Consider the following 14,297-nt stretch of genomic DNA (forward strand, 5'->3'; position numbering starts at 1 on the left):
AGCCCGCATGAGCGATACCTATGATCCACCCAAAACGCCGCTGGACGTGCTGCACGAGGATGCGCAGGTTATCGTGGTGAACAAGCCGGCGGGCCTGCTTTCGGTTCCCGGCCGCGGAGAGCACCTGGCCGATTGTTTGCTGGTCCGGGTGCAGACCGCATTTCCGCAGGCCTTGCTGGTCCACCGGTTGGATCGGGACACTTCCGGCGTCATGATCTTTGCCCAGACGCCGCACGCCCAACGGTATCTGGGACAGCAATTCGAAAACCGGCAGACACGAAAAACCTACGTCGCCCGTGTATGGGGCCGGGTGGGACCAAAGACCGGCACGGTGGACTTGCCGTTGATCGTGGATTGGCCCAACAGGCCGCGCCAGATGGTGTGCCACGAAACCGGCAAGCCGGCAGTCACGGATTGGCGGGTCGTCCGGTACGACGGGGACACGACCCGCGTTCGCCTGTTTCCAAAAACCGGCCGCTCGCACCAGTTGCGGGTCCATATGCAGGCACTGGGCCATCCGATCCTGGGCGACCCTTTCTATGCCGAAGGACCGGCGCGCGACTTCCCCAGGCTGATGCTTCATTCCGAGGAGTTGCGCGTCAAACACCCCGAGGATGGCATATCTATGAAATTTCGCGCGTTGCCGGATTTCTGAGCGCCTTGGGGGCGGCGGGTATTCGCCGATCTCACGTTTTTGTCGCTTGAGCCTGTTTGTGTCAGACGTGCTATAATCACGTCAAACACGTAACCCGGAAAACCGGGTGCAGGAGCAGAAGGTGAACCCATGAAAATTTCCAGATTCTTGCTGCCGGTCGGGCTGAGCGCCGCATTTGTGCTGGGGGCCTGTACCGACCCCGGTACATTGCGGGTTCAGGACGACCCGAACCAGAGCGCCAAGCAGGGAGCGTTGCTGGGCGGTCTGATTGGCGCCGGTGTTGGCGCCATCGCCAATGACTCGAACCCTGGGCTGGGTGCCGTTGCCGGTGCGGCCATTGGTGCTGCCGGTGGCGGATTGATCGGCAACCAGTTGGACCGGCAGGCAGCCGAACTGCGTCAGCAACTGGCCAATGACGGTATCACGATCGTCAACGCCGGAGACCGGCTGATCGTCACGGTTCCGAATGACATCACCTTTGACACCGACAGCGCCACGGTCCGGCCGGCGCTGAGAGCGGATCTGGTCCGCGTGGGGCAGAACCTCGTGAACTATCCCAACTCGAACGTACAGATCATCGGGCATACCGACAGCGATGGTGAAGCCGGCTACAATCAGATCCTGTCCGAACGCCGCGCCAATGCGGTGGCGGATGTTCTGCAGGCCAATGGCGTCAGCTATGCGCGCATCGCCACGATCGGTCGTGGTGAAAACCAACCGATCGCCTCGAACCTGACGCCTGAGGGCAAGGCGCAGAACCGCCGGGTCGAGATCGTGATCGTGCCCAGCGGCAACGCCTGAGCCGATCAACTGCCAACCGCCGGGGGCCGCCGCAAGCGGCCCCTTTCTTTTTTGCACATTGACTGCGCGTCAGGCGGGCTATGGTTTGCGGTCGGGATGACTAAACTGCAGCCGAAACACATGACGGAGATATCCTGATGTCCGAACCGATCCTTCTGGGCCTGTCCGGCTCGTTGCGGCAGAACGCCACCAATCGACGCCTGATCCGTGAAGCGGCGCGCCTGTTCGGCGCGGGAACGTTCATCGAAGCTGATCTGAACCTGCCACTCTATGATGGAGATGCTGAGGAGGCCGACGGGATCCCGGCCGAAGTTCAGATCCTGGCGGACCAGATCGCCGGTGCCCATGCGGTGGTCATTTCCACTCCGGAGTACAACAAGGGGCCGTCAGGCGTTCTGAAAAACGCGCTGGACTGGGTCAGCCGGACCAAGGGCAATCCCTGGGCCGACAAACCGGTTGCGGTGATGTCCGCAGCGGCGGGCCGGGCCGGAGGCGAACGGGCGCAGATGATCCTGCGGTCTTTCATGGTGCCGTTTCAGCCGCGCATCCTGCAGGGCCCCGAAATTCATCTGGCCGACAGCTCAAACGAGTTCGACGATTCAGGTCGGTTGCGCAGCGACCGGTACGAACGGACGCTGGGCCAGTTGATGGAGAAGCTGCGGGCCGAAGCAGGTTTCTGAGCCTTGTCGGGCTGGCCGAGCCTGCTTAGGGTGCGGCCATGACGGATCAAGTTTCCTCGGAAATTCAGCACGACGTGATGGACCCTGCCCGGGCGGCGGCGTTTCAGGTGGCGTTGGGGCAGGCACCTTCGATCGGTATGGGCACGTCGCTGCCGCCGTTCTTTCACCAGCTGTATTTCTGGTCACCGCGCCCGCCCGAGGGCTTGGGGCGCGACGGTCATCCCGCGGTGGGCGGGGGGCTGGTCCCCGATCTCGGTCTTCCGCGTCGGATGTGGGCCGGTGGGCGACTGCGGTTCGCCGCTCCGCTGATCGCTGGCACACCAGCCGAACGCCGCTCGACCTTGAGCAATGTAAGCACCAAGACCGGACGGACTGGGCCCTTGGGGTTTGTGACCCTCAAGCACGAAGTCTGGCAGGACGACACGCTGTGCCTGACCGAATGGCAGGACCTTGTCTATCGCGAGGATCCGTCGGCCGATGCACCAAAACCAGCGGCCCCGGTTGCCCGGACGGACGAAACAGACCTGCGCCAGGTCGAGTTCGATACCACGCTGCTGTTTCGGTATTCGGCGCTGACTTTCAATGGCCACCGCATCCACTATGACCTTGACTATGCCCGCGATGTCGAAGGCTATGCCGGACTGGTGGTCCATGGACCGCTTCTGGCGCAGCATCTGATGCTGCTCGCCACCGATCTCATGGGGCCGCTGGCAGAGTTTTCCTTTCGCGCGCCGTCTCCGCTGATGCATTTCGAGCCTGCCACGCTGTGCCGAAACGGGAACGATTTATGGGTCCGCGGTCCGGACGGGCGGCAGTGCATGCAGGCCGTGGCCCTTCCACGGTCACAGTGACGCCTCGGGGCGGAAGCCTTCGGGGATCGTATCCTGTCCGTCCAGCACCAGGTCTGCCATGACCGCGGCCACCTTGGGGGCCATGCCGAACCCGATTTTGAAGCCGCCATTGGCAATGAACTGACCCTTGTGCAGCGGGTGTGCGCCCAGCATCGGCGCTCGGCTCTTGCTGCGGGGGCGGACTCCGGCCCAACGCTCGATCACTTCCGCGCCGTGTAGAACAGGAACCGCCTGAAATGCGCGCTGGATCACATCATCGAGGGCAGCATCCGTACCGGTCGGGTCGTCATAGTCCCGCTCGGATGTCGAGCCGATGGCCAGTGTCCCGTCGGCGTGGGGTACGAAATGGATCGACTCCGCGAACAGCTGCGGCACCTGGCCCGCGTCGAACCGCAGCAGTGCCGCCTGTCCCTTGACCCCGTTTCCGACCGCCTTGCCGAAAGCATCGGACAGCTCCAACAGGCCGGACACCCCGGTCGCATGAATGACTGCCCCGGTGTCCGGGGCCTCGGGCACGACCTCAACCCCCATCACGGCCAGCGCGGCCACCAGCGCGGCGCAGGCCCGGCGTGGATGCATGCGTGCACTCAACGTATCGCGGATGACGAAACCCGTTGCGCTGGGCGGGCACCATGATCCGACCGAGCGCGCCTCGACCACGGCCCATTCAGCCCGGCCCTGCCACAGGTCGCGGGCCGAGGTCGCACGCTGATGTGCAAGGTCGAGGCTCTTTTGGTCGTTGATGGGCTGGATCCTCCCCAGACGCGCATAGCCGGGCGAAACGCCGCCGGTGGCTTCAACCTGCCGCCAGAACGGTTCGGCCATCAGCAGGCTTTCGAATTGGAATGCTTTCTTGTCGTTCCAGTTTTCCGGAACGTGCGGGGCAAGCGCGCCCACCAGCCCGCCGCTGGACCCTGAACCCGCGCCGTAGGGATCGACGACCCGGACCCTGGCGCCACGTCGCGCACAGGTCCAGGCGATGGACAGGCCGAATATCCCAGCCCCGCGGATCGTCACATCGACCATTGCCAATCCCCTTTTCCTTGTTCAGTGTCGCGCCGCTTAGCTACAGGAATTCCCGATGGCAGACCAGCGCGCCAAATTGTCGTGGAGGGATGAGACAGTCCCTGTTTCTGATCGTTTCGACGACCCCTATTTCAGCCTTCAGAACGGACTGGAGGAGACCCGTCATGTCTTTTTGCAGGGCAACGATCTGCCCGCGCGCTTTGCCCCCGGCTTTCACATCGCCGAGCTGGGATTCGGAACCGGACTGAACATGCTGACCGCTTGGTCGGAATGGGAGAAGTCCGGACAATCGGGTCCGCTGACGTTCACCAGTTTCGAAGCCTTTCCAATGGCCCCTGCCGATATGAAACGCGCGCTTGCGGCCTTTCCCGAGCTGGCGCCTTGGGCCGACCGGTTCCTTGACCGATGGCAGGGTGGCGGCTGTGATTTGGACACGCTGCGTCTGACCGTGATCGAAGGTGATGCCCGCCAGACCCTGCCCCTTTGGGACGGGCTTGCCGATGCCTGGTTCCTGGATGGGTTCTCGCCCGCCAAGAACCCCGAGCTGTGGCAGCCGGAACTGATGCGGCAAGTGGCGGCCCATACCGCGCCCGAAGGGACGGCTGCCACCTATACCGCAGCCGGGTTCGTGCGGCGTGGGTTGCAGGATGCCGGGTTTTCGGTATCCCGCGCGCCGGGATACGGCCGCAAACGGCACATGACGCGGGCGACCAAGGCATGACCCAGACAAACAACGTGCGGGCGGGTATTGCGCTGATGATCGCGGCCACGATCGTGTTTGCGTTGCAGGACGGCATCTCGCGCCATCTGGCCGGCACGTACAACACCTACATGGTGGTCATGCTGCGATATTGGTTCTTTGCGGCTTTCGTGATTGCCTTGGCGGCGCGTACACCCGGTGGTCTGGCGGCCGCGGCCCGGACCCGGCAACCGGGCCTGCAGATCCTGCGCGGCCTGCTGCTTGCCGGCGAGATCTGCGTCGCCGTCTACGGCTTTACCATTCTCGGCCTGATCGAGAGCCAAGCGGTGTTCATCTGTTATCCGCTTCTGGTCGCCGCGCTCAGCGGGCCGGTGCTGGGCGAGAAGGTCGGCTGGCGGCGCTGGTCGGCCATCGGGGTCGGATGCGTTGGTGTGCTGATCATTCTGCAGCCCGGCATGGGCGTCTTCAATCCGTGGGCAGTGATCCCCCTGATCTCGGCGCTGATGTTTGCGTTCTACGGTCTGCTGACCCGCTATGCCGCACGTCAGGACAGCACCGCAACCAGCTTCTTCTGGACCGGGATCGTGGGAGCATTGGTCATGACCTGCATCGGCCTGTGGTTCTGGGAGCCGATGGTGCCGCGGGATTGGTTCTGGATGGGGCTGCTGTGCATCACCGGTGTTCTGGGGCATTGGCTGCTGATCAAGTGCTACGAGATGGCCGAGGCCAGCGCCGTACAGCCCTTTGCCTATTTCCACCTGATGTGGAGCGCAATTCTGGGCATCACGATCTTTGACGAGACCCTGCGCCCCGCGGTGGTCGCGGGGGCGGGGCTGGTGGTGGCGGCGGGTCTGTTCACCCTATGGCGCGAACGCAGACAGGGTTGATCCGACCAACTCCTGCGAGAAGGGGATCGGCAGCGCGGGTTTGCCCAGCCTTGCGCGGTAGACGGGCAGGCTTTCGGTCACCCGCATCACATAGTTGCGGGTCTCGTTGAATGGGATCGTCTCGATCCAGTCGACGATATCCACTGCGCCCGTTCGCGGGTCGCCGTAGCGGTCCATCCATGATTTCGGGCGATTGGGGCCGGCATTGTAACCTGCGGCCATCATCACGACGTTGCCGTTGAATTCGTCAGCCAGCCCGGCCAGATAATTTGCCCCCAGTTTGGCGTTGTATCGCCAATCCGAGGTCAAACGTCCCGTCTGATGGCCGCTGAGAATGCCCAGTTCCTGCGCGACCAGCTTGGCGGTCGCAGGCATCACCTGCATCAGGCCGCGCGCGCCGGCACCGCTGATTACAACCGGGTCGAATTCGCTTTCCCGACGGGCGATGGCCAGGGTCATTTCCTTGGCCATGGGCAATCCGATATCCGCAACGGGATGGACCGGGTAATACGCCGCAGGCAATACCACGCCATTCGTCGCGGCCCGTTTGGCGATCATCACCGCCAAGTGCGGCTCCTTCAACTCGACCGCCAGATCACCCAGCTGGCCGGCCTGCACCGGATCCAGGCTTTCGACCAGGTGCGTCAGGAACCGTTCGCCCAATTCCGGCTCACCAGCTCGTATCAGCAGCAGCCCCGCCTCAAGCACACTGGACTTGGCGAACTCGGCCTGTTTCCAATGGGGCGCCCGGCGCGGGTTGGCCAAGTCGCTGTCAAATGGCCGTCCGATCTGTTCTGCAGCTAACAGGCCATAGAACGAGGTCTGGTAGTCGGCGCCGATTGCATAAGCCTCATAGGCTTTCTCGGCGTTTCCGGTGGCAGCGTAGGCCCGGCCCAGCCAATACCCGCCCCGACCCATCGAGATCGGAGACTTCACGGCCCCCAGGAAGTTCTGGAAATGCCGAGCCGCTGTGGCCGGGTCGTTCAGCTTGCGCAACGCCAGGAAACCCGACAGCCACTCAAGGTCGGCATAACCATACCCCATCTCGGGTGTCATGTGGTGATTGGCGGCGATGGCATAGGCCCGGTTCGCATCACCCTGACGCATTTCCAGCCGAGCCAGCCTGCGCCGCCCTTCGGCCCACTTGTCGGGTTCGCCCAGCGCCTGTGGGCTGGTCGAGCGCGCCAGCATCAGGTCAATGGCGCTGTCGTCCAGCTCTTTGCGGTCCCGCCATACGAACCGGTCAAAGGCCAGCCCCGGATCATCGGCAAGCGCCTTCGGAACGGCGGCAACCTTGCCATCCACGCCGGGTTGGCGCTTTTGCAGGGCGATCCGCGCTTCGGCCAGTTTGCGGTAGTCTTCGCTGACCAGTGGCAGCATCTGGGTCGAGCTGATCAGATGGCCATCCCACAGCATCCGGTCCAGACGAGCCTCGTGATGCGGTTTCAGCAATGACCCGAAGTTCTGAACGTAGTCCTGCTGCAGGCCCGAACCCATCGGCATCGTCCGCCAGGCAGTGACGATATCCGCCTCGGCCTCACCGGTCCGGCCTTTGGCCTTCAGTGCCACGGCATAGTTCAGAGCTCCTTCGGCGGTCTGTGGCGGGTTGTCCTTGTAGAACTTCAGCACCCGGTCCGGGTCCGCGCCGGTAAAGGACGGCTCGCTTTTGCGGCGCAGCCAGGCAAGGCCCGGCCAATCGGGCCGCCGGTCCAGAAAGACCAGAACATCGCCCGAACTGCCAAACCCTTGGCGCAGCCAGTGCCACACGATGATGTCGCGCGAAACCGAGCCGCGCGCGCCTGCGACGCGCAGGGCTTCGTTCCAATCTCCGGCACGCATTTCCGCCAGTCCGGCCCGCAGGTCGGCCACGCTGTCGGCGCGCGCGTTTCCGATCTGCATCGTCATCGCCAGAATCGCCGTGGCAATCAGCGCCAGAATCCGTGTCATCCCTTGCATTTCCCGACCAACCGTGGATACAGCCATTCAGGATAAACCTTGCGCCGCCGGGATCAACTCAAGAAACCTAAATTCGTATCGGCCCGCGACGCACATCACACGATTGAACCTCAAGGAGCGTTCCATGTTCAAAGGCTCGATGCCAGCTCTTGTCACCCCGTTCCGCAACGGCGAGTTGGACCTGGATACGCTCAAACAATTGGTGGAATGGCAGATTGCCGAAGGGTCGACCGGTCTGGTGCCGGTGGGCACGACCGGCGAGAGCCCGACGCTGAGCCACGAGGAACACGAAACCGTGGTGGCCGAGGTGGTCAAGGCCGCCGCGGGGCGCGTGCCGGTAATTGCCGGGGCCGGGTCGAACAACACGGTCGAGGCCATCCGGTTCGTGCGATTCGCGCAGAAAGTGGGTGCGGATGCGGCATTGGTCGTCACGCCCTATTACAACAAGCCGACTCAGAAAGGCTTGTTGTCCCATTTTCGGGCGCTGCATGACTGTGCGGATATCCCGATCATCATCTACAACATTCCGGGTCGCTCGGTCATCGACATGAACCCGGATACCATGGGTGCGCTGGCGCAGCTGCCTCGGATCATCGGTGTCAAAGACGCCACGGGCGATCTTGCCCGCGTCAGCCAGCAGCGCGCTTCCTGCGGTAAAGACTTCTGCCAGCTTTCGGGTGAGGACGCGACGGCCCTGGGTTTCAACGCCCATGGTGGCGTCGGCTGTATCTCGGTCACCGCGAACGTGGCCCCCAAGCTATGTGCCGAGTTCCAGCAGGCGACCCTGTCCGGCGACTATGCGACGGCGCTGGAGTATCAGGATCGGTTGATGCCGCTGCACGAAGCCATATTCATCGAACCGGGCCTGGTGGGTGCGAAATACGCGCTCAGCAAACTGGGACGCTGCACCGAAGAAGTGCGGTCGCCGCTGACGACGCTGGAAAACAGCACAAAGGCCGCGATTGATGCGGCGATGGAGCATGCAGGCCTGATCTGATCAGAGGCGTTCCGAAAGAAAATGGGCGGTGTCTGGGAGAACCGGCATCGCCCTTTTCTTGTTTGCAGGGTGACTTAGCGCTTGCCGTAGTACAGCCCGACCACATGTTCGGCCTGGGCAAAGAACAGCCAGCGCGAAGTCGCGATACCCGCCATATGAGACAGCACCGCCAGCGCTCCGACCAGGTGGTTGAACGGTAGGATCAACAGACCGACGGGAACCACGAAGGCCAAGGCAAAGGAAATGGCTCGCAGCTTGTCTGCGTGTTTGCGTCCGACAACGTGAACAAATTCGCGCAGCAGATAGTTGGTTCCTGTATGCGGCGGTTCAAACGCGCGGACAGAACCCCTGTCGCCAAGACCAGTTGCCGTACCAAGATTGGTTCCCGAGTTGGCCAAGGCCTGATCGCCCGAACGCCAGTACAGAATCTGAACCAGCGCGGCGATCAACAGCAGCGGGATCGCAAATGCGGTCTGCCCCGCCAAAAGCGCGCCGCCAGCCACGCTGAAGCTCAGAAACATCACGGGCGTCAGCGTCAGGTTCCACCGCGGGATCGTCTTGAGTTGCGTGTAGATCATCGAGGTGGTGAAAACGGTCGCCAATGAGAGCAGCGAACCGATCAGACCCAGACCGGACCAGCGTTGGTCCAGAAAGATAACGCCGATCGCATAGAGCCCCATGACCAACAGGGCCAGAACTGCGCACCAGCCCTCGCGGCTGAGCCAGCTTGTCTTCCATTGGGTGAACGCCTTGAGCGCGCGCTCGGGGTGGCCGAGGTGAAAGGTCGAGGCCATGAGCCCACCCACGGACAGCGCATAGGCGATGGCGAAGAACACGAAGGCCACCCAGCCCGAGACATTCGGAAAGCCGAGGCCCAGGAAAAACAGCAGGCCGAAGCCCAGCCCCGACAGAGTGGTGAACAGGATGACGGAAGGTGCGGGATGCATGTCAGAGCTTCTCCAATGCCTTGTCCAGCCAGCCAAGGAAGCCCTTCGGCTCGTCGGCGACCGGCGCCAGCAGGGGCGCCAGGATGTCGATCTGCTCTTCGACCGTATCCTTGGGGCGGGGTGGCAGGTATTTGTTGACCGGTTTGGTGCCCATTTCGGGCATCAGATCCATTCCGCCGCGCTCGGCCACCAGTTGGCTGACCTCGCTGTCGGGGTCGCCCAAGTCACCGAAATGGCGGGCCCCCGCGGGGCAGGTCCGCACGCAGGCGGGAACGCGGTCTTCCTCGGGCAGGTTGTCGTTGTAGATGCGATCGACGCAAAGAGTGCATTTCTTCATGACGCCCTCTGCGGCGTCCAGTTCGCGCGCGCCATAGGGGCAGGCCCAGGCGCACAGGCCACAGCCGATGCAGTCGCTTTCGTTGACCAGCACGATCCCGTCCTCGACCCGCTTGTAACTGGCGCCGGTGGGGCAGACGGTGACGCAGGGGGCATCCTCGCAATGCAGGCAGGATTTGGGGAAATGGATCAGCTGGGCGGCACCTTCGGCCGGCTGAACCTCGTAGGAGTGCACCCGGTTCAGGAATGTGCCCGAGGGGTCGGCCCCATAGGCGTCCTGATCGGACAGAGGGGCGCCGTAGTTCTCGGTGTTCCAGCCCTTGCAGGAGATCACGCAGGCATGACAGCCGACGCAGGTATCCAGGTCAATGACCAGGCCCATTTTTCGCTCGGTGGATTGGGGAAGTTGGGTCATGGCGTCTGCTCTTTGTCGAGGGCCGGGGCCGACAGGGGGCCAGCCCCCTCCTGAGCCACTCGGCTCAATTCATCCCCGGAGTATTGCGGGCCAAATGGAGTGTTGCGCTGGGTCATTTGCCAACCTTCCATGCAAGATCCTTGGGGCCGGTGCCGACCGGAGACTTGATTGGCGGGAATTCCGGTTGGGTTTGGGCGTCTGCCGGTGCTTCGGCTTTTTCAATCTTGACCTTGAGGTCAAACCACGCGGCCTGTCCCGTGATCGGGTCGGAATTGGCCCAGCGCAGACCGTCGCCCTTGGGTGGCAGCAGTTCGTGGATCAGATGGTTGAGCAGAAAGCCCTTGGTCGCCTCGGGTGCGTCGGGCCGCAACGCCCATGCCCCTTTGCGTTTGCCGATGGCGTTCCATGTCCAGACGGTGTTGTCGTTCAACGCCGCCATTTCCATCACCGGAACAGTGATTTCTCCGTGCGGAGAACTGACTTTGGCCCAATCCCCGTTCTTCAGTCCGTGTTCGCGCATCAGCTTGGTGGGAACATAAAGCGGGTTGCGCCCGTGCAGTTGCCGCAACCAGGCATTCTGGGTGCCCCAGCTGTGATACATCGCCATGGGGCGCTGGGTCAGGGCGTTGACGGTAAAGCCCTCGTTTCCAGTCTGGTCGGTTTCGTACCAGATGGGCAGTGGATCCATTTTTTGTCTGATCTGGTCGCGCAGGTGGTCGGGAGGCTGGCGGTCACCATGACCTTCTGCAGCCAGCTGGAACTTGCGCATCGGTTCGGAATAGAGCTGGAACAGGTAGGGTTGCGGGCTGTCATACATGCCCATTCCCACTGCCCAGTCCTGATAGGCGGCGTTCCAGGGTTTGTAGAACAGGGCCTCGTCCGGAATGTGTTCCAGGTAGAAGCCGCCATTCTCGATATATCGGTCCAGTTGGTTCGGGTTCACGTCGCCCCGACCCACCTGCGAGCCATCTGCGCCGCGGAACCCAGCCAGCGGGCCGATTCCGGGCTTGCGCTGATGGTTGACCATGTAGTCGGCGTAGTCCGTGTATTTGGCCGAGCCGTCCTCATCCGTGAAACCCGGCAGACCCAGCTTGTTGGCCAGTTGGATCAGCACCGTCTGAAATCCGCGCACATCCCTATCGGGCTCGATCACCGGCCAGCGGATCGCATCTGCGGCTCCGTCAGCCTCGCAGATCGGGCGGTCGAGGAGCGAGATGCAGTCATGGCGCTCCAGATAGGTCGTGTCGGGCAGGATCAGGTCGGCATAGGCCACCATTTCCGAGGAATAGGCGTCGGAATAGATGATCCGCGGGATCACGTAGTCGCCGTTGTCATCCTTATCCGTCAGCATTTCGATCACGCCCTTGGTGTTCATGGTCGAGTTCCAGGACATGTTGGCCATGTACATGAACAGCGTGTCGATCTTGTAGGGATCGCCCGCGTGAGCGTTCGAGATCACCATGTGCATCAGCCCGTGGCTGGACATCGGGTTTTCCCAGGTAAAGGCCTTGTCGATGCGCGCCGGGCTGCCATCGGCCTTCAGGGCCAGATCTTCGGGGCCGCGCACGAAACCCAGATGCGGGCCGTCCAGGGGAGAGTTTGGCGTGACCTTGCAATGGGGGGTCGGGTGTGCTTCGACCGGCTTCGGATAGGGCGGCTTGAAGCGGAACCCACCCGGGACTTCGACCGTACCAAGCAGGATCTGCAGCACGTGCAACGCGCGGCAGGTCTGGAATCCGTTGGCATGGGCCGAAACGCCGCGCATGGCATGCATGGCCACCGGGCGGCCGATCATCTTGTTGTGCTTTTCGCCGCGGAAATCGGTCCATTCCTGGTCCAGCTCGAAGGCCTCGTCAAAGGCGACGCGCGCCAGTTCACCGGCGATGGCGCGGATCCGGCTGGCGGGTACGCCGCATTCCTCGGCCACCGCGTCGGGGGCGTATTCGTCGCTGAGGTATTTTTCCGCCATCAGGTGAAAGACCGGCCGGTGGGTGATGCCGTCCATTTCATAGGTGGCGGTCAGGTCCGGCCGGACGCCCGGTTTGTCAAAGGCCGTCGGTTGCCCGGTGACCCGGTCAATCACCAGCGGCTTGCCGTCCGCGTCCCGCAGAAACAGGCCGTTCTCGGGGCCTTCGGCGGCATTCACCAGGACAGGGGCGTTGGTATAGCGGCTCAGGTAATCCAGGTCGATCTTGCCGGCCTTCATCAACACATGGATCAGCGACAGGATGAACAGACCGTCGGTGCCGGGCGTGATGCCGACCCAGTCATCGGCCACTGCGTTGTAGCCGGTGCGGATCGGGTTCACCCCGATCACGCGGGCACCGCGCGCCTTGATCTTGCCGATGCCCATCTTGATCGGGTTGCTGTCATGGTCCTCGGCCACGCCGAACAGCATGAACAGCTTGGTGCGGTCCCAATCGGGCTGGCCGAATTCCCAGAACGCGCCGCCCATCGTGTAGATGCCGCCGGCCGCCATGTTGACCGAGCAGAAACCGCCATGGGCCGCATAGTTGCAGGTGCCGAAATTCTGGGCCCAGAAGCTGGTGAAGGACTGCGACTGGTCGCGGCCGGTGAAAAAGGCCAGTTTCTCGGGGTTGTCCTCGCGCAGCGGCTTGAGCCAGCCGACGGCGATGTCCAACGCTTCGTCCCAGCTGATTTCCTCGAACTCACCCGACCCGCGCGGACCCACCCGCTTGAGCGGAGCGCGCAGGCGTGACGGGGCGTTGACCTGCATGATGCCCGCACTGCCCTTGGCGCACAGAACACCCTTGTTCACCGGGTGGTCACGGTTGCCCTCGATATATGCGACCTTGCCATCCTTCATGTGGACGTTGATCCCGCACCGGCAGGCACACATGTAGCAGGTTGTCTTGCGAACCTCGTCCGAGACCTTGGGGGACGTGTCGAGGATTGGCTGCTGATGGGTCATTTGCGGATCCAGTCGTTTGCGTCGGGACGAACTTGTCACTTTCAGCCCGGATTTAGAATACTGTTCTGACGATGGCGCCAGATTTGATGGTCATGTTCCCAATGCCTGCAGCACGGTCACGGCGATCATCTGTTCTACATCCTCGGCGCTGCAGCCCCGGGACAGATCATTCGCCGGTCGGGCCAGACCCTGCAGCACCGGACCGATCGCCATGTATCCACCGATCCTCTGGGTGATTTTGTAGCTGATGTTTCCCGCGTCCAGATTGGGAAAGATCATGACGTTGGCCTTGCCGGCCACAGTCGATCCAGGAGCCTTTTTCTGGCCGACGGGGGGGTGGAAAGCCGCGTCGAATTGCAGCTCGCCGTCGACATGCAGCTCGGGATGCTGTTCGCGCAAAAGGCGCGTTGCCTCGGTAACCTTGTCGACACCGGGATGTCTTGCGCTGCCTTTGGTCGAAAAGCTCAGCATCGCCAGCGACGGCTGTTCCCGCAGGATGGCCCGGGCCGACTGGGCCGAGGCCGCCGCGATAAGGGCCAGTTCCGATGCGGTCGGATCAATCACGAGCCCGCAATCGGAAAACAGCATCGCGCGCGCATCAGGGCCGCCCGGATCCGGCGGGTACATCAGGAAAAACGAGGACACCAATCCGGCATCCGGGGCCAGGCCGATCACCTGAATCGCCGTACGGACCACCTCACCGGTCGTGTGGACAGCACCACCGACCGTTCCCGTGGCACGGCCCGTCCGGACCAGCATGGCCGCGTAGACCAAGGGCGTTTCGGCGGCGGACCGGGCCGACACCGCATCCACGCCCTTGTGCCGGCGCAGATCGTGGTAGACGGCCGCGAACTCCTCGGTCAGCGGCGACTCGGTCGGGTCATGGATGGAAAGGTCATCGCCCGATGCGGCGCCCTGCGCCAGCAACTCGGCTTCGATTTCTGTCCGCGGACCGACAAGGATGATGTCGGACAGCCCTGCGGACCGGGCGGCAAGCGCCCCCGCAACGATGCGGGGATCACTGCCTTCGCTCAGAGCAACGATAGGCCGGATTGCCGGAGCTTGCTGACGCAACAACTCGATGGGTGTCAGGGTCATCCGCTCCAGCTCCGTT

The 14,297-nt window shown here is 63.0% G+C and carries 13 protein-coding genes; 7 read left to right on the plus strand and 6 right to left on the minus strand.

The genetic code is table 11. The features are described 5' to 3' along the window. The first annotated feature begins 7 nt into the window (after window positions 1-7). The 4 genes from AC2FNZ_RS17480 to AC2FNZ_RS17495 all read left to right on the plus strand — a co-directional run bounded on the left by AC2FNZ_RS17480 (window position 8) and on the right by AC2FNZ_RS17495 (window position 2,987). Window positions 8-655: an RluA family pseudouridine synthase gene (locus AC2FNZ_RS17480; protein ID WP_496841405.1), complete on the plus strand. Its 648-nt coding sequence runs from the start codon at window positions 8-10 to the stop codon at window positions 653-655. A gap of 129 nt (window positions 656-784) precedes the next feature. Beyond that, a complete protein-coding gene (locus tag AC2FNZ_RS17485; protein WP_093964290.1) occupies window positions 785-1,456 on the plus strand; it encodes a YiaD family glycine zipper/OmpA-like lipoprotein in 672 nt (223 codons plus the stop codon). A 137-nt stretch (window positions 1,457-1,593) separates the two neighbouring features. Beyond that, complete coding sequence (locus AC2FNZ_RS17490; protein WP_170370032.1) at window positions 1,594-2,136, plus strand: NADPH-dependent FMN reductase; 543 nt, start codon at window positions 1,594-1,596, stop codon at window positions 2,134-2,136. Between the two features lie 38 nt (window positions 2,137-2,174). Further along, entirely contained in the window at window positions 2,175-2,987 is an 813-nt protein-coding gene (locus AC2FNZ_RS17495; protein ID WP_496841406.1) for an HTD2 family dehydratase, read from the plus strand. Here AC2FNZ_RS17495 and AC2FNZ_RS17500 read toward each other — a convergent pair. Next, the gene (locus AC2FNZ_RS17500; protein WP_496841407.1) at window positions 2,979-4,013 is read right to left on the minus strand and encodes an NAD(P)/FAD-dependent oxidoreductase; all 1,035 of its coding nucleotides are present in this window, start codon (window positions 4,011-4,013) and stop codon (window positions 2,979-2,981) included. The genes AC2FNZ_RS17495 and AC2FNZ_RS17500 overlap by 9 nt on opposite strands. 55 nt (window positions 4,014-4,068) lie before the next feature. Between AC2FNZ_RS17500 and mnmC2 the strand changes: the two genes are divergently transcribed. Together mnmC2 and AC2FNZ_RS17510 are read left to right on the plus strand one after the other, a co-directional pair. Further along, complete coding sequence (mnmC2, locus tag AC2FNZ_RS17505; protein ID WP_260063588.1) at window positions 4,069-4,734, plus strand: tRNA (5-methylaminomethyl-2-thiouridine)(34)-methyltransferase MnmC2; 666 nt, start codon at window positions 4,069-4,071, stop codon at window positions 4,732-4,734. Next, window positions 4,731-5,600 carry a DMT family transporter gene (locus AC2FNZ_RS17510; RefSeq protein ID WP_496841408.1) on the plus strand — a complete coding sequence of 290 codons (870 nt, stop codon included), beginning with the start codon at window positions 4,731-4,733 and terminating at the stop codon, window positions 5,598-5,600. Before mnmC2 ends, AC2FNZ_RS17510 begins: the two co-directional genes overlap by 4 nt. Here AC2FNZ_RS17510 and AC2FNZ_RS17515 read toward each other — a convergent pair. Then, the gene (locus tag AC2FNZ_RS17515) at window positions 5,574-7,547 is read right to left on the minus strand and encodes a lytic transglycosylase domain-containing protein (protein WP_496841409.1); all 1,974 of its coding nucleotides are present in this window, start codon (window positions 7,545-7,547) and stop codon (window positions 5,574-5,576) included. The genes AC2FNZ_RS17510 and AC2FNZ_RS17515 overlap by 27 nt on opposite strands. 133 nt (window positions 7,548-7,680) lie before the next feature. Between AC2FNZ_RS17515 and dapA the strand changes: the two genes are divergently transcribed. Further along, window positions 7,681-8,553 carry a 4-hydroxy-tetrahydrodipicolinate synthase gene (gene dapA, locus AC2FNZ_RS17520; RefSeq protein WP_093964297.1) on the plus strand — a complete coding sequence of 291 codons (873 nt, stop codon included), beginning with the start codon at window positions 7,681-7,683 and terminating at the stop codon, window positions 8,551-8,553. Between the two features lie 74 nt (window positions 8,554-8,627). On the opposite strand, the gene AC2FNZ_RS17525 is transcribed toward dapA, so the two are convergent. The 4 genes from AC2FNZ_RS17525 to pta form a co-directional block, all read right to left on the minus strand. After that, window positions 8,628-9,500 carry a dimethyl sulfoxide reductase anchor subunit family protein gene (locus AC2FNZ_RS17525; RefSeq protein WP_170364299.1) on the minus strand — a complete coding sequence of 291 codons (873 nt, stop codon included), beginning with the start codon at window positions 9,498-9,500 and terminating at the stop codon, window positions 8,628-8,630. 1 nt (window position 9,501) lies between these two features. Beyond that, window positions 9,502-10,251, minus strand: a complete 750-nt coding sequence (locus AC2FNZ_RS17530; RefSeq protein WP_093964299.1) for a 4Fe-4S dicluster domain-containing protein — start codon at window positions 10,249-10,251, stop codon at window positions 9,502-9,504. A gap of 112 nt (window positions 10,252-10,363) precedes the next feature. After that, the gene (locus AC2FNZ_RS17535; protein WP_496841410.1) at window positions 10,364-13,183 is read right to left on the minus strand and encodes a molybdopterin oxidoreductase family protein; all 2,820 of its coding nucleotides are present in this window, start codon (window positions 13,181-13,183) and stop codon (window positions 10,364-10,366) included. Window positions 13,184-13,273: 90 nt separating this feature from the next. Beyond that, entirely contained in the window at window positions 13,274-14,281 is a 1,008-nt protein-coding gene (gene pta, locus AC2FNZ_RS17540) for a phosphate acetyltransferase (RefSeq protein WP_496841411.1), read from the minus strand. Window positions 14,282-14,297 lie beyond the last annotated feature (16 nt).

It is taken from the genome of Ruegeria sp. SAZA006 (genome assembly GCF_059613465.1).